The sequence below is a fragment of the Caproicibacterium sp. BJN0003 genome, assembly GCF_026314295.1.
Taxonomy (GTDB): Bacteria; Bacillota; Clostridia; order Oscillospirales; family Acutalibacteraceae; genus Caproicibacterium.
On sequence record NZ_CP111108.1, the window covers coordinates 705,793 to 730,533 of the forward strand.

The 24,741-nt window shown below is 38.7% G+C and carries 11 protein-coding genes and 1 pseudogene; 10 read left to right on the plus strand and 2 right to left on the minus strand.

The features are described 5' to 3' along the window. Positions 1-214: 214 nt before the first annotated feature. The 8 genes and pseudogenes from OP489_RS03480 (at position 215) to OP489_RS03515 (ending at position 15,215) form a co-directional block, all read left to right on the plus strand. Positions 215-640: an RNA polymerase subunit sigma-70 gene (locus OP489_RS03480; RefSeq protein ID WP_266162972.1), complete on the plus strand. Its 426-nt coding sequence runs from the start codon at positions 215-217 to the stop codon at positions 638-640. After that, positions 633-818: an SHOCT domain-containing protein gene (locus OP489_RS03485; protein ID WP_266162973.1), complete on the plus strand. Its 186-nt coding sequence runs from the start codon at positions 633-635 to the stop codon at positions 816-818. The genes OP489_RS03480 and OP489_RS03485 overlap by 8 nt, the downstream gene beginning before the upstream one ends. Positions 819-852: 34 nt before the next feature. Beyond that, positions 853-2,631 carry a recombinase family protein gene (locus OP489_RS03490; protein WP_266162974.1) on the plus strand — a complete coding sequence of 593 codons (1,779 nt, stop codon included), beginning with the start codon at positions 853-855 and terminating at the stop codon, positions 2,629-2,631. Continuing rightward, positions 2,567-4,147: a recombinase family protein gene (locus OP489_RS03495; protein ID WP_266162975.1), complete on the plus strand. Its 1,581-nt coding sequence runs from the start codon at positions 2,567-2,569 to the stop codon at positions 4,145-4,147. Before OP489_RS03490 ends, OP489_RS03495 begins: the two co-directional genes overlap by 65 nt. Positions 4,148-4,378: 231 nt before the next feature. Continuing rightward, positions 4,379-5,266 (plus strand): annotated as a pseudogene (locus OP489_RS03500) (type I restriction-modification system subunit M); the annotation flags it as partial. Then, the gene (locus OP489_RS03505) at positions 5,263-6,444 is read left to right on the plus strand and encodes a restriction endonuclease subunit S (protein WP_266162976.1); all 1,182 of its coding nucleotides are present in this window, start codon (positions 5,263-5,265) and stop codon (positions 6,442-6,444) included. The pseudogene OP489_RS03500 and the gene OP489_RS03505, both read left to right, overlap by 4 nt. Positions 6,445-6,461: 17 nt before the next feature. After that, positions 6,462-9,683 (plus strand): type I restriction endonuclease subunit R, encoded by a 3,222-nt coding sequence (locus tag OP489_RS03510; protein WP_266162977.1) that lies wholly within the window; start codon positions 6,462-6,464, stop codon positions 9,681-9,683. 549 nt (positions 9,684-10,232) lie between these two features. Beyond that, positions 10,233-15,215, plus strand: coding sequence for a DUF4011 domain-containing protein (locus OP489_RS03515; protein WP_266162978.1), 4,983 nt, complete (start codon positions 10,233-10,235; stop codon positions 15,213-15,215). Positions 15,216-15,973: 758 nt separating this feature from the next. On the opposite strand, the gene OP489_RS03520 is transcribed toward OP489_RS03515, so the two are convergent. Continuing rightward, positions 15,974-17,005 carry a hypothetical protein gene (locus OP489_RS03520; protein ID WP_266162979.1) on the minus strand — a complete coding sequence of 344 codons (1,032 nt, stop codon included), beginning with the start codon at positions 17,003-17,005 and terminating at the stop codon, positions 15,974-15,976. Positions 17,006-17,526: 521 nt separating this feature from the next. On the opposite strand from OP489_RS03520, the gene OP489_RS03525 reads away from it, so the two are divergent. Continuing rightward, positions 17,527-18,792: a zinc-ribbon domain-containing protein gene (locus tag OP489_RS03525; protein WP_266162980.1), complete on the plus strand. Its 1,266-nt coding sequence runs from the start codon at positions 17,527-17,529 to the stop codon at positions 18,790-18,792. A 564-nt stretch (positions 18,793-19,356) separates the two neighbouring features. Further along, positions 19,357-22,248: a DNA methyltransferase gene (locus OP489_RS03530; protein WP_266162981.1), complete on the plus strand. Its 2,892-nt coding sequence runs from the start codon at positions 19,357-19,359 to the stop codon at positions 22,246-22,248. A gap of 28 nt (positions 22,249-22,276) precedes the next feature. On the opposite strand, the gene OP489_RS03535 is transcribed toward OP489_RS03530, so the two are convergent. Beyond that, on the minus strand, positions 22,277-24,670 hold the full coding sequence (locus tag OP489_RS03535) for a restriction endonuclease (RefSeq protein ID WP_266162982.1): 2,394 nt from the start codon (positions 24,668-24,670) through the stop codon (positions 22,277-22,279). Positions 24,671-24,741 lie beyond the last annotated feature (71 nt).

Genomic DNA, 24,741 nt, shown 5'->3' on the forward strand with positions numbered 1-24,741 from the left:
TACAAATGGCTGCCAATCGGTGACACAAATCACACCAGTAATACAACACTTAGTGTCGTTTAAAACTGGTTTTTATTTGACAAAACGACCCACAGGCATCTCTTCGGAGAGCCTGCGGGCTGTTTTTTATGTGCCATAACGATGGGGTTGAATTTTTCGGTAGCCAGTGAGGGAGATACAACAAGACCGCTCCCTTGGAAGGAGCCGAAGGATGATGACCGATCATCAGAAAGCACAAATCATAAAACTCCGCGCGGCCGGAAACGGATACGGGAAAATTGCCAAGTCGCTTGGCATATCGCTGAATACTGTAAAATCCTTCTGCCGCAGGAACGATATCAGCAGCAATTCCTCTGTTGAACCTGCCCTGACATATACAGGCGAGACGACCTATTGTGAGAACTGCGGGCGGCCTATCCGGCAGATAGCAAAGCAGAAGAAAAAACGCTTTTGCTGTGACAAATGCCGCAACGCCTGGTGGAACAGCCATCTTGACCAGGTGAAGCGAAAAGCGGTCTATCATTTCAAATGCCTGTACTGTGGTAAGGAGTTCCACGTTTACGGGGATAAGCGAAGGAAATACTGCAGCCACGCCTGCTATATCGCCGACCGTTTCAAGGCTGGTGGCAATAATGCGTAAGGATGAATTCCGAAACGAAAAGCTGTACCAAACCACCATGAGCATTGCCCGAACAATGCTTAAAGAGGGCATCATTTCGGAGGAGGAGTATCGTCGGATTGATACAATTTTTTTTGAGAAATACCGCCCCGTTTTCGGCACATTATTCTCGGATATTTCGTTGACTTCTGAGCCGTAAAGAGTGATGTATAGTATCGGAAAGGAGTGCTTTCATGGCGAAAATCATAAAAATTGAACAGGCAGTGCCGATGATACAGACGAAAAAGAAAGTCGCCGCCTATGCCCGTATTTCAATGGAATCGGAACGCATGAACCATTCCCTCTCCGCGCAGATCAGCTACTACAGTTCCCTGATACAGAAAAATCCCGACTGGCAGTACGCAGGCGTGTTCGCGGATGACGGCGTTTCCGGCACAGGGATGGCCAAGAGGAGTGAATTCCGGAGGATGATTGAAACTGCGGAAAGCGGCGGAATCGACATCATACTCACCAAGTCGATACAGCGGTTCGCAAGGAACACGGTTGACCTTCTGGAAACCGTGCGGAACTTAAAGGACATCGGCGTGGAGGTGCGGTTCGAGAAGGAACACATTAATTCCATGAGCGGGGACGGCGAATTGATGATGACCATCCTCGCATCCTTTGCCCAGGAAGAGAGCCGCTCCATCAGCGACAACGTGAAGTGGGGTACGAGAAAGCGGTTTGAAAAAGGTATCCCGAACGGTCATTTCCAGATTTACGGATACCGATGGGAGGGTGACCGTCTCGTCATAGAGCCGGAGGAAGCGAAAATCGTCAGACTGATTTACGACAATTTCTTAAACGGTCTGTCGGCGGAAGCCACGGAAAAGCAGCTCGAAGAAATGGGCGTGAAATCCTATAAGGGGATGCATTTCAGCAATTCCTCCATCCGCCAGATTCTGAGCAACATCACCTACACGGGCAACCTGCTCTTCCAGAAGGAATATGTTTCCGATCCGATAACGGGAAAATCCAAAATCAACCGTGGGGAGCTTCCGCAGTATTTTGTGGAGGACACGCACGAAGCCATCATACCGATGGAAACCTACCAGGCGGTGCAGAGGGAGCGGGAACGGCGCAGGGAGTTTGGCGCATTGGCGAACTGGAGCATCAACACGTCCTGCTTCACAAGCAAAATCAAATGCGGCGTCTGCGGCAAAAGCTACCGCAGGAGCGGCAAGCGCCAGCGGAAAAATCCCGATGAGGTTTATTACATCTGGATTTGCCGGACGAAGAGCGACAAGGGCGCAAAATACTGCTCCGCCAAGTCCATTCCCGAAAAGACACTGAAAGCCTTATGTGCCGAGGTTCTTGGAATGGATGAATTTGACGGGGATGTTTTCTCCGAAAAGGTCGAGCAGATAACGGTAATCGGCGAGGATACCCTGGAATTTCATTTCTATGATGGCTCGGTTCTGGAAAAGAAGTGGCAGTCCACCGCCAAGACGGACTGGTGGACGCAGGAACGCAGAACCGCATGGGGCGAGCTTCATAAGCACAAAGCCACCAATCCAAACAGGCGCAGATTCTATGAATTTACTGGATTCATCAAATGCGGGCAGTGCGGCGAGAATTTCCGCTGCCAAGGCACAGCACGGAAAGATGGAACGCAGATAAGGACATGGCACTGCGGCAGGACTTGCGGGAACATTACCGTCCGGGATGAGATTCTGAAGGAAATGGTTTGTGATGTCCTGGGGCTGGACGAATTTTCCGAGGAGCGGATGGATTCCGAACTTGAGAAAATCACAGTGGACGGACAGATGGTTTCATTCCACTTCCCGGACGGGCATACCGAGAACCGGGAATATATCAAGCCGAAGAAAAAGGGTACAAAACACACCGAGGAATTCAAGGCGCATATGCGGGAGCTTATGAAGGCCAAGTGGAAGGAGGGAAAAATGCGTGGCGCAAAGGAAAGTAACAACCATTCCGGCGACAATCAGCCGGTACACGGCAACGCCAATTAACAGCACGAAGAAACGCCGCGTAGCTGGATACGCCCGCGTATCCACCGACCACGAGGATCAGGCTACAAGCTATGAAGCGCAGGTGGACTATTATACCAACTACATCAAGAGCCGTGAGGATTGGGAGTTTGTCGCTATATATACGGACGAAGGGATAAGTGCAACGAACACCAAAAAGCGAGAAGGCTTTAAGGCAATGGTAGCGGATGCCCTTGCCGGAAAAATCGATCTCATCGTCACCAAGAGCGTGAGCCGCTTCGCCAGGAATACCGTAGATAGCCTTACCACGGTGCGCCAGCTAAAGGATGCGGGGATTGAGATTTATTTTGAAAAAGAAAACATCTGGACGCTGGACAGCAAAGGTGAACTTCTCATCACCATCATGTCCTCGCTGGCACAGGAAGAGAGCCGCTCCATTTCGGAGAACGTCACATGGGGACAGCGCAAGCGGATGGCGGACGGCAAGGTCAGCTTCGCCTACAGCCGCTTCATGGGGCTGGACAAAGATAAGGAAACGGGAAAAATCGTGGTGAATCCCGAACAGGCGGAAGTCGTAAAGCTGATTTTCCGGCTGTTCCTGGAGGGGCTTACCCCTCATGCGATTGCCGTGGAACTGACGAACCGGGGCATTAAGACGCCGGGCGGCAAGGATGTCTGGAATCAGCAGACGGTGCGCCGGATGCTCTCAAACGAGAAATACAAGGGCGATGCCCTTTTGCAGAAGGAATTCACGGTTGATTTCCTGCAGAAAAAGCTGAAGAAGAACGAGGGCGAGGTGCCACAGTATTATGTGGAGGGCAACCATGAGGCAATTATCAGCCCGGCGGTATTCGACATGGTGCAGGCGGAACTTGCCAGACGCACGAAAGGCGGCTCACGGTACAGCGGCGTGAGCATTTTCTCCAACAAGATAAAATGTGGGGACTGCGGCGGCTGGTACGGCTCGAAGGTCTGGCATTCCACCGACCGGTACCGCAAAGTCATCTACCGCTGCAACCGCAAGTACAATGGAGAAAAATGCCAGACTCCCCATGTCACGGAGGATGAGGTCAAAGCGGCGTTCGTGTCGGCTTACAATCAACTGGTCACGGAGAAAAAGGAAATTATCGCAAATGCGGAAATCATCCGCAGGACGCTCTGCTCAACAGATACCCTGCAGGAAGAAAAACGCAAGCTGGAGGATGAGATGTCGGTGCTTGTGGAAATGACGCAGAACATCGTGGCGGAGAATGCCCGTGTGGCGCAGGACCAGGACGAGTACCAGAAACGTTACGACGGGCTGGTTCAGCGATACGAAGCGACAAAAGTACGACACGATGAGGTGGTGTCCGCCATCTCCGTAAAGCAGGCGCAGGATGAGCGGCTGTCGGACTTTATCAAAATGCTGAAATTACAGGATGGTGCCATCCGGGAATTCGACTGCGGGCTTTGGGGCTGCATGGTCGAGTACGTCACGATTGGCAGGGACAAAGAGATAACGGTCACCTTCAGGGACGGCACGGAGGTGCAGGCATAACGGAACACGGATCATTTATGGCACTCGGCTGCGGCCGGGTGTTTTTTGTTATGAGATCAAAATATCTACAACGCGAAATTGATTCACGCATGAACTGTGAACAATCCTCCTATCTTACCCCGTAACGGTGCATACGGCATCGTTATGAGGGGTGTGCATTTTTGCACATGTGCGGGTGCATCGTTAAGGGGTAGAAATGTCGCTCCGTTATGTTGTATCAATTATGATGCGATAACCGATCCCGCCTGCGGCTCCGGTTCGTTGCTGTTGAAGGCTGAAAAGGTTTTGGGTAAGAATGCAATCCGCAACGGATTTTATGGCCAGGAAATCAACATCACTACCTACAACCTTTGCCGCATCAATATGTTTCTGCACGATGTGGGTTTTGACAAGTTTAGCATTGCTTGTGAAGATACACTGATTGCTCCGCAGCACTGGGACGATGAGCCGTTTGAACTGATTGTATCCAATCCGCCGTATTCCATCAAGTGGGCAGGCGACGAGAATCCTCTGCTTATTAATGACCCGCGTTTTTCCCCTGCAGGAGTTTTGGCGCCGAAGAGCAAAGCGGACATGGCTTTTATCATGCACAGCCTTTCGTGGCTTGCGCCTAATGGCACGGCGGCCATCGTCTGCTTCCCCGGCATTATGTACCGCGGGGGAGCAGAGCAGAAAATCCGTAAATATCTGGTTGACAACAACTATGTTGATTGCATCATCCAGCTGCCGAGCAACCTCTTCTATGGCACTTCCATTGCCACCTGCGTTATGGTGATGAAGAAGAACAAAAACGATAATAAAACATTGTTTATAGATGCGTTCAATGAGTGCATCAAGGTCACAAACAACAATAAGCTGACCCCGAAGAATATCGAACGAATCGTTGACACTTTTGCAAAGCGTGAGGAAGTGGCACACTTCTCCCATTTGGCGACCTATGAGGAAATCACAGAGAATGATTATAACCTTTCTGTTTCTACCTATGTGGAGGCGGAGGACACCCGTGAAAAGATTGATATTGTGGAGCTGAATGCGGAGATTGAAGAAATTGTCCAGCGGGAGGATGAACTACGAGAGGCAATCCGCAACATCGTCGAAGAAATCGAGGCAGGCGTATGAGTAGATTAGAGGAACTGATTGCGGAATTATGCCCAGATGGGGTCAAGCATCAACCACTTGAACAATGCTGTAATATTCTGGACAGAAAAAGAAAACCAGTTACAAAGGCAGCGCGTGAGCAAGGCGAATATCCATACTATGGTGCGAACGGAATACAAGATTATGTTAAAGATTATATTTTTGATGGAACCTTTGTACTGGTTGGCGAAGATGGTAGTGTGATTACAAAAGCAGGAACGCCAGTTGTCACATGGGCAACCGGAAAAATATGGGTAAATAATCATGCCCACATTGTTGAAGAAGTTGATGGCGTTTTACTCCGTTACCTGTTCCATTTTATTCAAACAATAAATGTAACCCCTTTAATACATGGTAATATTCCGAAACTTACAGGTGGGGATTTTAAAGCTCTTTCCATCCCTGTCCCCCCTCTGCCGGTGCAGAATGAAATTGTCCGGATTCTGGACAATTTCACGGAGCTTACAACGGAGCTTACAACGGAGCTTACAGCGAGGAAGAAGCAGTATGAATATTACATGGAGCAGTTGTTAACGTTTGACGATAATACAAATTGGATACCTATAAGTAAAATTGCTACTGTATCTGACTATGTTGCAAATGGTAGTTTTGCTGCGTTGAAAGAAAATGTTCAGTATAAGCATAGCCCAGATTATGCTGTACTTATTCGAACTATAGATTATTCCAGTGGGTTTGATAGCAGTAAGTTTATATATATTGATGAACACGCTTATAATTTTTTGAGCAAATCAAAACTTATGGGTGGAGAGTTGATTATTAATAACATTGGTGCCGGAGTCGGAACCACTTTTAGATGCCCAAATCTTGGGATTCACATGAGTCTTGCACCTAATAGTATTATGGTATCCACGCCAAATGACGCTTTTTATTACTATTGGTTTACAAGCAAATATGGTCAAGAGGCTATGAGTAAAGTTACTTCGCAAAGCGCTTTACCTAAATTCAATAAAACTGGATTTAGAACAATAATGGTTCCTATTCCTGCAATGGAAGAGCAGAATCGTATTGTTGAAATACTCAACCGCTTTGACACTCTCTGCAACGACATCACCAAGGGCTTGCCTGCCGAAATTGATGCCCGCCAAAAGCAGTATGAATATTACCGTGATAAATTGCTGACCTTCAAAAAGCTTGCATAGAAAAGGAGGCAAACTGGATGCCTTATTTTAATATTGTTGCCGAAACATCGGAGAACACCGTAGTCACAGAATATGAGCCGATCAAAACACGGTCAGACAGTTACCAGAGCGAGGCAGCGCTGGAAAAAGAGTTCATCCGTCTGCTCTGTGAGCAAGGTTATGAATATCTGCATATTCACACGGAAAAGGACTTGATTTCCAATCTTCGCAGCAAACTGGAGGAACTAAACGATTATCGCTTTTCTGATACCGAATGGGAGCGATTCTTTTCGGATGCCATTGCAAACCCCAATGAACATATTGTGGAGAAGACCCGTAAGATACAGGAAGACTTTGTTCAGGTGCTGAAACGGGACGATGGCTCTTCCAAGAACATCACGTTGATTGACAAGAAGAATATCCACAATAATCGTTTGCAAGTTATCAATCAATATGTGGTCGCTACAGATAATGGTGCGAAATATGACAACCGCTATGATGTGACTATTCTCGTGAATGGTTTGCCATTGGTTCACGTGGAGCTAAAACGCAGAGGAGTCGCCATCCGGGAGGCATTTAATCAGATCAACCGCTACCAGAGGGATTCCTTCTGGGCTGGCTGTGGCCTGTTTGAGTATGTACAAATTTTTGTGATCTCCAACGGAATCAACACCAAGTATTATTCCAACAGCACCCGGTTCAACGCTATTAAGGACGCTGCTTCCGGCAAGGCGAAGAAAGAGAAAACGAGCAACAGCTTTGAGTTCACCTGTTTCTGGGCAGATGCCAATAACCGTGTGCTTCCGGACTTGATCGACTTCACCAAGACCTTTTTTGCGAAGCATACCATCTTGAATATTCTGACCAAGTACTGCATCTTTACTTCGGAGAATATGCTCATGGTCATGCGCCCGTATCAGATTACCGCCACAGAGCGGATTCTGAACCGTATTGAGATTGCAAATAATTATAAGAAGTATGGCAGCGTGGAGGGCGGCGGATACATCTGGCACACCACAGGCTCCGGAAAAACGCTGACTTCCTTTAAGACGGCAAGATTGGCTTCACAGTTGCCTTATATTGACAAGGTGCTGTTCGTGGTTGACCGTAAGGACCTGGATTACCAGACCATGAAGGAATATGACCGCTTTGAGAAAGGTGCCGCCAACAGCAATACCTCAACAGCAATTCTGAAAAAGCATATGGAAAACTCGAATGCACATATTATTATTACAACCATTCAGAAGCTGGCGACTTTCATTAAAAAGAACCCCGGACATGAGGTGTACAACAAGCACGTTGTCATTATCTTCGATGAATGTCACCGTAGCCAGTTCGGTGATATGCATGCCGCCATCGTGAAGAATTTCAAAAAGTATCATCTGTTTGGATTTACCGGAACACCGATTTTTGCAGCCAACACCGGTGCGGTAACGAATCCGCGGTTCTTTACCACCGCACAGACCTTCGGAGATCAGCTGCATGCCTATACGATTGTGGATGCAATCAATGATAAGAATGTTCTGCCGTTCCGCGTGGATTATATTAAGACGATGGATGTTGAGGAGAATATTGATGATGAGATGGTGTGGGACATCAACCGGGAAAAGGCAATGATGGCGCCACAACGGATTTCTTTGGTGACAAAGTATATTTTGGAGCATTTCGACCAGAAAACCTACCGTGGGGATAAGACCTACATTTTCAATTCACTGACCAATATTTCTAAGGTTGCATCTGCCGATCGAGGGGCTGTGGAAGAAATTAAACAGAAACAGCGCATCAGCGGTTTCAACTCCATTTTTGCTGTGGCATCTGTTTCGATGGCAAAGTTGTATTACCAAGAATTTCAGAAACAGATGGCTGCCGACCCAACAAAAAAACTTCGTGTAGCTACCATCTTCAGCTATGCAGCAAACGAAGAAGAAGCGGATGGTATTCTGGACGAAGAAAACTCCGAGGATACCAGCGCTCTGGATGAGAATTCCCGCGATTTTCTGGACATGGCAATTCGTGATTACAATGAAATGTTCCACACGAATTACGATACCTCGAACGATAAGTTCCAGAACTATTATAAAGATGTCTCCTTGCGCATGAAAAATAAGGAACTCGACCTGCTGATTGTGGTCAATATGTTCCTCACCGGTTTCGATGCCACAACGCTCAATACCTTGTGGGTGGACAAGAATCTGAAGATGCACGGATTGATTCAGGCGTTTTCCAGAACAAACCGAATCTTGAATTCCGTTAAAACCTTCGGAAATATCGTTTGTTTCCGCAATCTGCAAAAGCGTGTAGACAGTGCAATCTCGCTCTTTGGCGACAAAAACGCCGGCGGCATTGTTCTGCTGAAAAGTTTCAAAGATTACTACAATGGCTACACTTCAGAGGATGGAAAGCGGATTCCGGGGTATGTGAATATGATCAAGGAACTGAACGAGAAGTTCTCACTGACGGAACCACAGATTATTGGCGAGCAGAACCAGAAGAATTTTATTACACTATTTGGAGCTATTCTTCGTATGCGAAACATCCTTATGTCCTTTGACGATTTTAAAGGGAACGAGCTCATTACTGAGCGGAATTTTCAGGATTATCTCGGCAGGTATCAGGATTTGCGCGATGAATGGAAGCGCAGGCGTGAAGCGGGAGAAAGCGCGGACATCACGGATGATATCGTGTTTGAAGTGGAGTTGATCAAGCAGGTTGAAATCAATATTGATTATATTCTGATGCTTGTCAAGAAGTACCACGATGAACATTGTGGGGATAAGGAAGTTCTTATAACTATTAAGAAAGCCATTGATGCCAGCCCGGAATTGCGCAGCAAAAAGCAGCTGATTGAAAATTTTATCGCTGGAATCAATGATTCAATTGATGTTATGGCCGAATGGCAAAATTATGTGATGAAACAGCGGGAGCAGGAACTTGAAACAATTGTCACCGAGGAAAAGCTGAGGCCCGAGGAAACGCGTAAATTTCTTGAGAATGCATTCCGCGATGGAGAAATCAAAACTGCAGGAACAGACATTGACAAAATTTTGCCTCCTGTTTCCAGATTTGGAGGCAGCGGCAGGGACAAGAAGAAGCAAGATGTTATTGATAAACTGAAAGCTTTCTTTGAAAAGTATTTCGGCATTGGTGGTTCTGCATCCTTTACAGAGCCAGAGCACGATACTGAGGATCTACAAAGCACCCAGCCAAAGGTGACAGAAGTCGCTGCTTTGAACGGGAAAGAAACCACCTCAAAGGAGTGACTACCCTAATGAGACGTTTCTCCCCTATCTTGAACTTTGCATAATGTTTATAATAAGATCACCACCAACCATCCAATAAAAAGGACAGTTGGTGGTGATCTTTTATGTTAAATCATGACAAATTTCTGTACAAAGCGTTCCATTTTATGGGAATTAAGAGTATTATTAACGCAATAAGGGGATGTATATTATAACAAGGGTCATGTCTAAGCGTAATATATAAGCTTTGTATATACCATATTGTGAAATTGCTTTGTAATGAAATCATTCAAATATGATATCCGATTGTTGATAATAAAGCATCAATAATTTGTCAAAGCACATGGCGTGACATCGTAAAACGATCGTGCTATTATTATAATAATATAATAATAAATTGGAAAAACAAAGCGAATTTTGTTTAAATAAGTGGCTTCACCTTGTATGTGAGAATTGTCTATAGGCGTGGATGATTGTTAGTTTAATAAATGATGTGAAGTCTGTAAAATTGCGGAAATGTATGTGTCTTATTTTTCAAGGCATTCAAGAATCACCTTGGGGGAATACGAAATGGAAATGGATCAAAAACTGGAGTATTGGAAAAATCGGCTTCTTGATTTAGGTAAGCGTAATCGACTTATAAACTGCGCTTTGCCAAAGGATGGCAAGCATGTCTCTAGAGCCACTCTTTTAATTTGCAATCCGTCATACGGTGATTTATGGAAAATGTTCTCGAATGGAGAAACTTCACTTGAATTTCCTATTCCAGCCGATACTTTTGAAGATGATGAACAAGAATCCTTATTCAAATCCAATACATTTCAGAACGGCGTAAAAACAAATCAAAATCCTGCTGAGACCTATAAAACACTACGCAGTTTGATGAAAAAATCCAAAGAATTTTCCGATGAAAAAGGTCTCAACGCCCTGTATATTGCTTTTGGATTTTTAAATTGGAAAGAAAAAGGTGTAGAAGGGCAAGAAATGCGTTCACCACTTTTGCTTGTCCCCGTCGTACTAACACAGGAAAGCCTTAATGATCCAATAGTTCTTACACGTTCAGACGATGAAATAACAATCAATCATGCATTGGAACAAAAATTGTTAAACGACTTTGGAATAGAACTTCCGCAATTTGAAGAAGATGATGATTGGAGCGGGTATCTGAAACATGTGCAGGACATGTGCGCTTCACTAAACTGGAATGTCGATTCGGATTTTGCACAACTGTCACTATTCTCTTTTTTAAAAATAAACATGTACCGTGACTTGGAAAAAAACACAAATAAAATAGGAGAACATCATATAGTTCGAGCTTTGAATGGTGAGGCTTTTAAGGATGGTATCGATTGCTCAGATATAAAGTGCTTTAATCATGACGCCGTCGAACCTCAAAACGTATTTTCCGTTGTTGATGCGGATTCAAGCCAACAGGATGCTATTCTACTTGCAAAACGCGGTGTGAGTTTTGTCCTACAGGGTCCCCCAGGTACTGGAAAGAGCCAAACCATAACAAATATCATTGCCGAATTAATGGCAGAAGGCAAGAAAGTATTGTTTGTGTCCGAAAAAGTGGCTGCACTCCAAGTTGTTTACAAGCGTCTGAAGCAAACCGGACTTGGTGATTTTTGTCTTACTTTACATAATCATAACGCTAAACGTCGTGAGATACTCAATCAGTTGGAAGTTTCTTTTAAACTGTCTAGAAAAAAAGTTCAATTGCAACAGGATGCATTTAATAAGCTATATCAGTTGAAAGAAACACGAGCAGCTCTGAACCTTTATGCGCAAGAACTTCACACAATAATAGAACCACTTGGTCAAACTATTTACCAAGTCAATGGTTTTCTAGCGAAGTATAGCAATTACAAAAATATTGACTACACTCAAGTAGATATAGATAAATTCACTCCTGAACTTTTTTCGCAATGCGAATCTGCATTGGAAGAGCTTGTCCGTATTGTCGACAAAAGTGGTTATCAGCAAGGCAATCCGTGGAATGGTTGTGTGTTATCGAGTATTACTTATGAATTCCGTCAACAATTTTTGGTTGATGCTGAAAAGCTATTAACTCTTGTTTCAAACGGTATAGTTTTATACAATGAAATTACTTCATTATTGGGCTCAGCAAAATTGATACCTTCATATACAGCAACATCAGACATAATTGATTTGTTCAATCTAGCAAAAAAATCACCAAACATTTCAACTGAGTGGCTGAAGCTTAATCTTGCTGAACAAATAGTACAACTGGAAAATTGTGTGGAATTATTAAAAAAGCGCAATGATTTTGATGGACTTCACCGCAAAGCCGTTTATTACGGAGAAGCACTGCAAACATCCATTCAAGCAGTTGCTGATGCCACAGTTAATGCTGAAAAGGAAACATATAAGGCAACCAACGAGGCCTATAATATCGCATGTAGTGGTTTCATTTCGGCTTTTAATGGTGATGTAGCAAAAAGCATATCCAATAGAAGTGACGCCTTTCGCAAACAGTTCTTTTTTTGTCAAACCCTAAATGACAAATATAAATCTTTACAGAATGAGAACCGTACTTTAAAAGATGCATTGAGCGTTGCCACACAATCACTTGAATCTGAGCAGCAATCCCTTTCACAAAGGCAAAACGCATGGAACACTTCTCGCAGTCAAATTTCCGATGATTTAGATGTGAAGATTCTCTTAATTGACATTGAAGCTATACTTTCACGCTACAGAACAGTGTACCGTTCCGAATTGCGTCTTTTTAACTCGAAATATCGAAGTGACAGGAAAGCTCTACTCACTTATTGCAAAAGTACCACTAAAATGTCATATTCTGAAGCACTTTTATTGTTAGACAAAGTATATAATGCGCAGTGTACACAAAAGGATCTCGAAAAACAAGCAAAGGTAGTCAACAATGCACTTAACTTGAAAACCTGTAAAGAAACAGAATTTGCCAAAAACGTGGTAGCAATTAAAAATCTCAGCGATTCAATATCAATAAACAGTGATAAAGTTGAATCAATGAAACAATCGTTAATTTCAGAAGTTACAAATCATATTCAAAATCTCCAAGCTGAGCTCTCTGCTACGTGTCAATCGTTTGACACTGCATGTCAAGCCTTAAGTTTAGCACTTGGCATTGAAATTAACGATAGCTGTGACTTTGTTACTCTCAAAAAAGAACTCGACTGGGCATTGCATTTTCAAACAAAAATGAAAGAATACGCCTGCAGCTCTTCGTTTGCAGCGAAAATCTGTGAATGTGATGACGAAGTTTTCTGTGAAATCTCAAAATATACATTAGCGGTTAAGAGTTGGGCTGATCAATTTGAGCCATGGCTAAACAAATATACGAAACTTTTTGAAGAAGAATTGCAGCCTCAATTTGGTGTAATGCCACTTACTGAATTAAAGGAAACTGTACAGAAGTGTAAAAATAATTTTGCAAGCTTGGAATATCTAATAGACTATCATAACGCAGAGAAACGATTAAAAGATTTAGGAATTGATACTTTCCTTGAAAAAGCCAAAGCATTAAATTTAACGTCAAAAGAAATTATACCGATTTTTAAAAAATGTTTTTATCGTTCATGGCTTGACGCTGTTATCCCAGGATTTCCGTCAGTGAATTCTTTTCGTAGATTGCGGCAAGACGAGTATGTCAAGCAATTTAGGCAACTCGACAAACAGCATCTGGAAATATCAAAGGCAGCTTTGATTGCAAGGCTAATTTCCCGCTTGCCGGACTTTGATTCCTTTTCAGCTAATAGTGGAGAAGTTGCATTGTTACGCCGAGAGATGGCAAAACAACGCAAACTTATGCCAACAAGAAAACTAATAGCTGCAATTCCAAACTTGTTGCCAGCTTTAAAGCCCTGTATGATGATGTCACCTCTATCTGTTAGTACGTATCTCGGCAATAGCGGTTACGAATTTGACACAGTCATATTTGACGAAGCTTCACAGGTACCTACTGAAGATGCTATTTGTTCCATATTCAGAGCTAAGCAGGCAATTATCGCAGGCGACAGCAAACAATTACCGCCAACCGATTTTTTCAATTCTTCTATCTCGGATTCTGACGAATTTGAACAAAATGAAGACGGGGAAATTAATGACACAGGTGCGTATGAATCTCTGCTTGATGAAGCCTCTATGTTGCCAACTCAAACACTGCTATGGCATTATCGCAGCAAGCATGAAGATTTGATAGCTTTTTCGAATGCCAAAATATACCAAGGAAACTTAATAACTTTCCCGTCTCCTATTGAAAAAGCTGATGGGATGGGTGTTGAGTATACTTACGTCGCTGGTGGAATGTATGAACGCGGAGGTAAAGGGAACCAAAAAGAGGCCGAAAAAATTGCCGACCTTGTATTCGATCATTTCAGAAAGTATCCAAATCGCAGTCTTGGGATAATAGCATTTGGAGCAATCCAACAAACGGCGATTGAAGAAGCAATTATCAGAAAACGTCGAGAAAATCCGCAATATGAGACTTTTTTCAAAGAAGACAAAGAAGAAAATGTGTTTATTAAAAATCTTGAAACGGTTCAAGGCGATGAACGCGATACAATAATCTTTAGCATTGGTTATGCACCAGATGCTTCGGGAAAATTTATAATGAATTTTGGTCCACTAAGCCGCAATGGTGGAGAACGCCGATTGAATGTTGCTATCACTCGCGCCAGGTATAATTTGAAGCTTGTTGGCTCAATAATGCCTACGGATATTGATGTTGACCGTACGAGTGGGCAAGGCCCGAAACTTTTGCGTTTATATATAGATTTTGCCATAAACGGGGCAAAAGCTATACTTGGCGAAACCACAATAAATACTGGTGTATGGTTCGATTCCTCATTTGAAGAAGCTATTTATAATTTCATAACTGCTCAAGGCTATGATGTTGTAACGCAAGTGGGGTGTTCTGGATATCGTATTGACATGGCAGTCCGCCATCCAGAGTATAACAATCGTTTTGCAATCGGTATTGAATGCGATGGTGCTGCATACCATTCAGCTCGTACCGCCCGCGAACGTGATAGGCTGCGTCAAACCGTACTTGAAGATATGGGGTGGAATATTTATCGAGTGTGGTCAACTGATTGGATAAAAGATCAGCACACAGAGGGATTACACCTTCTTACAGCGATTAAGGAAGCGATACAAAATTATAGAGAACCGACTCCTAAAGCTCACACTGAATCATCGAAAGTTGCTGATTACTTAGACGTAAGTTCCAAATCTACACAGGAAAGTATTAAAGAAAAATATAAAACTATAGAGTCAAAGTATGCCGGATGTAATGCAAACGAAATCCCCATATCTGATTTTGAGCAGACAATGCTTCGAGTATTAGCAAATAACTATGGCTTGGATAAAGAAGCTCTATTCAAAGAAACCGCACTGTACGGGTATCTTTGGCTACGGCAGGGTAGTACGATAAAAAAGAATTTCGAATGTGCTTATCAGAGATTACTTGCACAGAATAAAATCACTGAGAAGGATAAAGGGATTAAATTACTAATGGATATTTCTAATTCCAATTGCGATTTGCAATAACAATTACTATGAAAAACACCTGATCTGAATTTTTATTAATCGATAAGTTTGGTTATGCCCGCAAAACGGAATATTAGGATTTGAAGTTTTAACGGAAATACTATAGTACAGAACATATATTTTTGATGAAAAAGTTTTTGACAATTTGTCTCCGGTATGTCATATTTTAATGCTTTTCTATTGTTGACGGGGCAATTTAGAGCGCTCTTGACTTTGTACTTAATATCTTCCAACTAAAAGGATCACCACTAACCGTCCAATAAAAAGAACAGTTGGTGGTGATTTTTGTATGTGAATATAATTCACAAAATGATAAACGAACATTATATTAATTCTTTTGGCTTATATTTATCTGCTTTTGCAATTTTTTAAAACAAAAAACAATTATAAAGAAAACCGAGTGGGAATAGGAGTGGGAATAGGAAGCGATTTTTATTAATTAGAGATGACAACAATCAACATTTATCAAAAAAGAAAAGCCGCACAAACTCAGCGTTTATGCGGCTTTGGCGGAGAAAGTGGGATTTGAACCCACTTAAAGTTAGGCATAATCCGCGATACATAGGGACTTTTTATCATTCGTGTTGCATTTCGTGTTGCATTATTCTTGCTTCAAAACGTGAATTATATTCACATAGAAAAATCACCATCAGCTACCCTGTATTGGACAGTTGATGGGGATTCTTTTGTTAGTTGAGAAATATTATTATAAATAATAAGTACTTGAATTTTTTTTTTTAAACATCTGCAAACTAATCTTAGCCCGTAAGATCAGCCGGGGGCTTTTCAAAAGCAACCACTCTCCATTCATCTAATCGGGAATCCTTAATTAGCGCAATACAATAAATACCTGAAATGATTTGTGGTTGTTCAATAAGAAACTTCTCTGGCGCCTTTGGCAAGACATAAATATACGCTGTGTCGTGTCGCTGATTATAACGGATTTTTGTTGTTATCGCCGGATCAGGAATTGATTGATAGAGCTTTCTGACTTCTGAAAAATCACCCCAAACAGAAAGACTCGGTTCATATACAACTTTTTTCATTTCATCATAAGAAAAATCATCTTTTTTTTCAAGTAAGTCTGTAAAATCCTTTGCAGTTTTCCATAGCTTTTGTTCTTCGGGTGTATATTCCTTACAAAACTCACGTACACTTTCTTTTAAATCTTCATCATTCATATCAGAGCCAATTATACCGCTCCAAAACGGTGATCCCGTTATATTGCGTCCCCCCTTCTGAGAGGTAAGAGAAATCACAGGCGCATGCTGATGCTCCGCTTTCTCGATACAAGTCACACCTTTTGATTTGAGAAAATTAGAAAATTCAATAATTAGAGGCTCAATTTTTCCCACAAATAATACTACACAATGTAATCTAAGTGCTTCATCATCTTGCAAAATACGACGAACCCTTTTTTTATCTGCATGTAAATAAAGCCCATACATTGTATCGTCTATAGATTGACCTAATGTTCGTTCTGTCCCATCTGCCAATATGTGATTGATTGATTGCTCACAGGAATCCTGAAACTTAGTTTTTAAATCAGATAAATACTCTGTATTCTCAGGAAATATTTTAATAGCATCAGTAATTATTTCGGGTAAATATAAACTTCCACTCTTACCATCCCGTGTATATTTTCTAAGTAGCATGAGTCTAGTTTGCACAGCAATGTACATGAATTCAGAGCAATTACCTTTACTTGCTTCTACATAATCTATTGGCAATTGGTTTGTAAATCGATTATATTCTTTCACTGTGGTTTGAAATAGTTCCAATTTTTCCATAGCTTTACCTCCAAAAGTAAAAATCCAATCGAATTATTTGCATTCTACTGTCAAAACATTTTTACCGCGTTAATAATACTCTTAAATACCATAAAATGGAACATCTTATAAGAAAATTTGTCAAGATTCAACATAATTAAAATGAAGTAATTAGATGAATTGATAGCAAAAGCGTGAATTAAATTCACATAAAAAGTCACCATCAACTATCCTAATATTGGGTGGTTGATGGTGTTCCTTTTTATTGTATATAAAATAAACTGCGAAGTTAATGCTTTTACTTAAAATGTTTTAGCCAAATCAAAGCCCAAAAGCACTTGGATGAGTGCGTAAGTATAGACCCGGCTGTAACTTTTTTGGGAATGTAATCCGTTAGGCAAGAGTGTTACACAAACTCACTATACCATTACAGCTAAATTTGATTTTTTACAATTGGGAATTACTATAGCAAAAATTGTTGAAATAATTCCATAAAAAGAATATCATGTAAATTATAGATAAATCTGAGGAGGATTGTGAATATGAAATGTCCTAAGTGTGGAGCGGAATTGCAAGAAGACGATCAATTCTGCAATAAATGTGGGACCAAGGTAGGTATAGAAAATAAAATATCTGAGTCCAATTGTGTACCTAAAGAAAGCAATATTGAAGAACAGGTTTCCTCAGGTCATGAAAAAAATATAGGCAATGTAAAGAAAACTTATAAAAATAATATCAGACGGATTTTGGTAATATCTTTGATTTTGGTTATCTCCATTACTAGCATATATTTTTTATACCCAATAATAAAATATAACAATGCTTTGTATTTATTAAATTCAAAGAACTATAATCAAGCAATATCAAGTCTTGAAGAACTTGGAGAATATAAAGATTCACCTGAGCAAATCAAAAAATGCAAATATCAGCAAGCAAAAGATTTGCTTGATAATAAAGAATATTCAGAGGCAATGCAAATTCTTTCTAAATTAGGTGATTATGTTGATAGTAAAAATATGCTTAAAGAATCAAAATATGAATTAGCAAAGGAAGAGATTAGTGCTACTAAATATGCAGATGTCATTAAATTATTAACTGAAATAAGCGATTACAAGGACAGTGCAGCAATTTTACAGGAAGCTCAATATAACTTAGCGTATGATTACTATAATAATGGAAAATATTTAGATGCAATTCAATTATATGAAAAATTGGATGACTATAAAGATTCAAAGGAAAAATTGACCCAAGCGTTATACAATGACGCGGTTGCAAGATATAAATCAGGAGATTTCTCTGATGCTGAAAAGGAATTTTCAAAAACGTCTGAAGTGTATGCTGATTCAAAAACTTATCTATCAAATCTTAATATATTATTGAAATTTCAGGGAACATGGGAGGAAAATGAAACAAAATTTCAAAAAATATTAAGTGGCTGGAAAGTTTATGAAGTATGTTATCCTAATTCAAATAAAACTCAAGTGTATGATTTCAATTATACCTTAGATGATAATAAATTGACTATATCATCCGATGATATTGTAATGCTAAATGGTGATCAACTTATTGAAAAAGATTACTTGCGTACGAAGACTTATACAAAGATCAGTTCTAATGAATATATACCAGAGAGTAGTCCTAAACCATCGATAGGGATGACGGCTGAAGAAGTTAGGAATTCTCAATGGGGAGAGCCAGAAAAAATAAATAAGACCACTACAGCAAGTACAATACATGAGCAATGGGTTTATTCTAATAATCGATATATTTATTTAGATAATGGAATTGTGACAGCTATACAAAATTAGTTACATTTTAATTCAAGAAGAGTCAAGGTATGAAAAAATTAGTTTTAAAAATATAAAAAAGTCCCAGAAAACATATTTTCATACATTTTCTATGCTTAACAATATTATAGAAATCGTCTTATTAAATGTATGTATAAGTAGTGCTATTAGCCGGTTAGTTGAAAAGGCATTAAACAAGGCCGACACTTCGATCCACAGTAAACTTAAAAAGTAATACGTTTCCTAACAACAAAAAATCCCCCAGCGGTCCTAAAAAATAAGGATAGCTGGGGGATCGCTTATGTAGATACTTACTTGTTTATTAATTGTGTTCGTTTTTTAATATAGATTTAAATAGCTCAATGAACAATCGCTAATGCTTAATGCCTATACATAGTAGTTATAATTAGTTAGTTTTTGAACGGTCACAATTCCCGATGCAAAAAAAACAGCTAGAAAAATCTATTTGTAATTGTATTTTCATAACCAAATGTGTATAATAAATATAGAATGATTTAGTGTTTCCTACAGCCTGTGCGACTTTAAATACATTAAAAGATATAGATTTACTGAAAGGATATGTTCATGGACAAGTTTTCTATTATTAATTATCAAGGTGGCAAAGGTAACCTCGATAATTTTATTTATCATAATATTGAACCTTATATCCCAAACGGTAAGGTATTTCTGGATATTTTTTGTGGAGCGGGAGCAGTAAGTAATACATTTAGAGGAACACATCAGGTATACGCAAATGATGTTGAGCAATATGCAAGCATAATTGCTGATTCAATATTGAACAAGCCGGATTTTTCGAAAGTAAGCAATTTTTCCTCCAAATTTACAAATCTTTTTGAAAAAAACTTAAAAGCTATTGCTTTACCACTCACTAGATATATTAGCTTAGAAGAAAAGTATTTAACGGAATGCAACCAAGAGAAACTACTGACTCTTTATAAAAAATATCCTACAGTTTGGAACAATGGATATTCAGATATAATTCACCATAAATTAACTGTTAAAGCAATAAGGGCGGAAGGAAATTATTATCTCTTTTCTACTTATTACGCAGGCAACTATTTCGGTATTAAACAAGCTGTTGAAATTGATGCATTAGTTAAGACAATTCATAAACAAAATAAGGAGTTTCAGAACCCTTTATTTTCTTGCTTATTTTATGCAATTAAAGAAACAGTGTTCTCAAAAGATGGTCATATGGCCCAGCCATTAAATCCAGAAAAGAATATTGATCGTTTATTTTCGCTAAGGGAGAAGAGTATTTATGATTTGTTTATACATAAATACAATGAATATATTATGCTTCCTTTATCAAAATTTAATGGGAAAAATATTGTAACCAATTATGATTTTGAAGATTTATTAAAGACTAAAGTTATTAATAACGTCGGCTTGATATATGCTGATCCACCATATACAGATATGCAATATTCACGATATTATCATTTACTAAATGTTGCCGCAAAGTATAATTATCCTGAATTGACAAAAAATGCATCTGGAAACTATACCAGAGGCTTATATACAGAAGGACGATTTCAATCTAAGCTTAGCCAACGTAGTGGTGCAAAAGCACAACTAGAAGATCTGATTTTATTTTGCAAGAAACAAAACATCAATTTAGCTTTAAGTTACGCATATCCACAAAACACAAAAACACAAGCAACAGACAGATATACTGTATCGATTGATGAATTAATTGATATGGCAAAGAACGCATATGGCGAAGAAAAAGTTCATGTAACAAATCAAACATATAATCATGCTAACAATCGAAACAGTTCGCCTAAAAAGGTTTTGGAATATTTGATTATTTGTGGTGATAAAAGGAATCAACAAATTGACATTGAAAAGCTGAAAACAGAATTAAGTAATATAATACCAAGCAAAAAAAATCCAATGTATGATTCTCATCTTTACTGGTCCCAAAAACCATATAATGTCTGTGACATACTAATAAAATCCATGACCCAAAAAGGGGATGTTGTTTTTGATCCGTTTTTAGGTTCAGGAGTAACTACCCTAGAAGCTATTAAAAATGGAAATGATAGAAAGGGAATTGGATGTGATATAAATGATATGCCAATTTTTATTTCGGATGTTCTTCTTTCGCTGAATAACACAAAGGGCGTTAAGGAAATATTGGATGGATTTATTAAACAGATTCAAAGCTTGAATAGATATTACTATACTAAATGTCCATTCTGTGGGAAAGACGCAATCATTTCTAAAACTGTATTTGATAAACCAGACAGGAAGGGAAACATATATAAAATAAAATCAATAAGTTATAAGTGTACATGTTCTTCGACAATAAAAACGGATATATCTGCTATAGATGTTCAAAAAATGACAAAAAAGTATAGTCTAAAAAATATAAAGAATATTGAGTTATTGCAAAATTCTAAAATAGCAGTTACTGATAAAGATAATTTATCGAATATTTTTACGGGAAGAAATATGCACGTTTTAGATAAAGTTCTTGATATTATTAACACTTATGATACATCATATCAAAACATTCTGAAGTACATTTTGATGTCAATACTTCATTTGTGCAAAATAACAGATAAACATTCTAATTCTCAATGGCCATTGTGGATACCAAAGGTGGATTGCGTTGAAAAAAATGTTATTGAATTACTTATAAAGAAAGTCAAGAAGTTTTCAGATGTAATTGAATATATGAAGGAAAACTATGATAAAGCTAAAATTGTAGAAAACTTCACAAAATTATCAAATGGTTCATGTTATTTGCTTGAGAAAGGATGTCAAAACATAACAAAAAATGATGTTCCTGATGACAGTGTGGATTTAATTATTACTGATCCCCCCTATTTGGAACAGGTCCTTTATTCAGAATATATGCAACTGTATAAGCCATTCCTGGGATTGAATTATAATCTGTCTGATGAAATTGTAGTATCTTCATCCCCTTCAAGGAAAAAATCCAAAGATGATTATTTTACTTTGCTTGATCAGGCTTTTCAAATGTGCTCTGACAAACTAAAGCTTAATCATTACATGTGCTTATATTTTCACGATAGTAATCTTGAAGTATGGAATAAATTAATTTATATTTTGGAAAAGAACCATTTTCGTTTCGTTTCACAGATTCACATCGATAAAACGAATACATTAAAAAACATTATTAGTCCAAAGAAATCACTAAATGGCGATTCGGTGTTGTTCTTTATTAAGGACAATGCAGTAATTTCACATAGAGCCAATGAAGGTATAGAAGAAATAGAACAAAATATTGTTAGACAAAGCAAATATATGGTCAAAACTAACACTGCACTATCTACACCTGAATTATATGATAATGGAATTATGGAAATTTTGATACAAAATGGCTGGCTAGAGAAACTGTCAGAGAAGTATAGTTCCTTGGTTGATATATTTGAAAAGCATTTACTTTGGAATTCAAACTTATCAAAGTGGGTAACACAAAAATGAGTGGCGTTTGCCACTCATTTTTGTGTTACTACAATTTGGACAATCCGTTGTAATACTCACCTGGGAAATATTGGTCAAGTTTTTTCATAAAAGCATTTCCATCAATTATATCAACTTCAAAATCACGTGCAGCATTTCGACCATCTTCAGTATATCCTGATGTAGTAATACAAATGGATTTATCATATTGTCTTCTACATCTTTCAGCATATAAACGTTGAATCGGTGTTGAACCAACATTGGAAGCCCATCTTTTACATTGGAAAATATAATGATGTTTTTTACCTGAGATCGATTTAGATGCGATAAGATCAACACCCAGGTCTCCAGCACCACCAATCACAATTACGTCATCATAACCATCTGCACGAAGTAAACGTTTAGTAAGTACTTCAAAATCAGATCCAGATAAAGTAGAGATATCAATAGCATTTTCGCTTGGCTTGGTAATATCTTTTTTTTCAATATAGTATTGGCCACTTCTCTTACAGTAATTTAAAATCAAGCGTTCTATTTCTTTTTGATGATTTTTATCATCAAGTAATTGAGTTATAGTCTTTGGATTACCATCACAAAGAGAATTGACTAATTCAAAATAAATATCTTCAAGTACAAATCTACCTTTATCTCGCAACAGACAATGAATATAGATTGGAATTAAGTCATAGAGCTTTGTAAAGAGATCTGTTTCATCTTCAATCTCTAAATATAACTGATTGTTATCTATTTGTACAAAGCCATTATCAACAACAAAGTTTTCTTTGATTATATCAACTATTCGGTCCTTATCTTTGTTACTGGCAATTATTCGATATTTTAACTTCATATCATTGCAGACTAATAAAACAGCATTTGATAGCGTAACCGAGTCTGTTGAATGTACAAGAGACGAATAAACTTTTTTAATTAGTTGAAATTCATAATTTTCTGAGTCTATATACCAATAACACTTTTCTTTCGGAAGTTTTACAAAAACAACGATCATTTCATTAATCAAAGTATTAAGAAACGCTGATTGTTTGCGTAATGTGGGATCACTTTTCTCTACACTAACTTGATATGCATATTCAAAACCATTCTTTCTTGCAAGATTAATGATTTCAATATAGGTTTTAAAATACTTTTCTTTGCCTAACTTTAGCGTTAGAAACACTAGTCCATTTGACTTCAATACGGTGTTAAAGTGAAAAAACATATTATCTATATCTGTATAATATGAGTCCAAAGTTCCTTTATTCTTACGTGAAGGTGCATTAGTCAAAACTATTTCTTTATCTAACATATCTTTTGTAAGTTGATACGATTGGCTATCATAAAATCTATATAACCAAATACGAAATAGTTGATTTCTCTCAAGATATGGAACTTGATCTGTATATGGGAAATCGGTATAAATAATGTCAACATTTAACGCTGGATGTGTTTCAATAAAAGTAGCATAATCTTGATTGTATAATTCATTTGTTGTTTTAATAGCACCTTTTTTATTACTGGCTTGATGTGTTTTAAAAGTGCAATAATTATTATATTTTTTTTCAAACAAGAGCCACACATTCATATCTTGTGCTTTATGACCAACAACATGATAAAGAATGTCAGTGCTCGAACCATACATAGCAATTCGGGAGAGTGCAATAGATGCAACAAATAGTTGTTCCAAAACATCTCGCTCTTTACAAGCCGGTTCCTTATTAATTGTCTCTTGAATCATAATCAAAGCCACTTTGTTTCTATGAGTAAAGATTCTGCCATATTTATCAGCACCCGTAGAACGAGTTATATTAATTCGGCTGTTTTCTATATAACAGTCATTAGGAAATTTTGATACGTCTATCTTTTCAACAGATTTGATTTTTTTAAGATCAAAGAGTTCAAATTTCTTTGCCTTTTTTTTGCAAACTGGACACTTTTTGATTAGTTTTACATTATTACCGTTTTCATTTTCTCGATTTTTTAAAGGGCTATATAGACCTTCCTCACCATCATCTGGATCAAATAGTAATTTTGATATATAATTTTTTACACCACAACACTCTGTTTCATATAAATCCATTACCTTTGCACGCACTTTATTTGAAACATCTTCAAAAAGAAGAGATAGTTTAGGCATATTAATATCTTCAATTAAAGTGTTTGTTGCATTAAATGTATAGTTATCTATTTCAGTACCAATAACTTTATCGGCTATGCCCTGTGCGGCTAGTACAAAAGAGCCAGATCCATAAAATGGATCGAATACAGTTATGCCTTTATTGTTATCAATAATCGCAGATAATATATTATGTGCTATATTTGGAGATTTACGACCTTTGAAATTATAAATTATTTTTAATTCATTAGGAATGGTATTGGGGGTATTCGATATAGACTCTTTAATTTTTAAGATTTTGTTCATTGTAATCTTATCAATTTTCTTTTTCACTATTTGTTCCTCCTAATTAATTTATATTGTCGTATATCTGCATTTGAAACCATATTATTTAAACATTTCAG

Coding starts and splice junctions, on each gene's coding strand:
- OP489_RS03480 (WP_266162972.1), top strand. CDS start 215: ATGACCGATCATCAGAAAGCACAAATCATAAAACTCCGCGCGGCCGGA.
- OP489_RS03485 (WP_266162973.1), top strand. CDS start 633: ATGCGTAAGGATGAATTCCGAAACGAAAAGCTGTACCAAACCACCATG.
- OP489_RS03490 (WP_266162974.1), top strand. CDS start 853: ATGGCGAAAATCATAAAAATTGAACAGGCAGTGCCGATGATACAGACG.
- OP489_RS03505 (WP_266162976.1), top strand. CDS start 5,263: ATGAGTAGATTAGAGGAACTGATTGCGGAATTATGCCCAGATGGGGTC.
- OP489_RS03510 (WP_266162977.1), top strand. CDS start 6,462: ATGCCTTATTTTAATATTGTTGCCGAAACATCGGAGAACACCGTAGTC.
- OP489_RS03515 (WP_266162978.1), top strand. CDS start 10,233: ATGGAAATGGATCAAAAACTGGAGTATTGGAAAAATCGGCTTCTTGAT.
- OP489_RS03520 (WP_266162979.1), bottom strand. CDS start 17,005: ATGGAAAAATTGGAACTATTTCAAACCACAGTGAAAGAATATAATCGA.
- OP489_RS03525 (WP_266162980.1), top strand. CDS start 17,527: ATGAAATGTCCTAAGTGTGGAGCGGAATTGCAAGAAGACGATCAATTC.
- OP489_RS03530 (WP_266162981.1), top strand. CDS start 19,357: ATGGACAAGTTTTCTATTATTAATTATCAAGGTGGCAAAGGTAACCTC.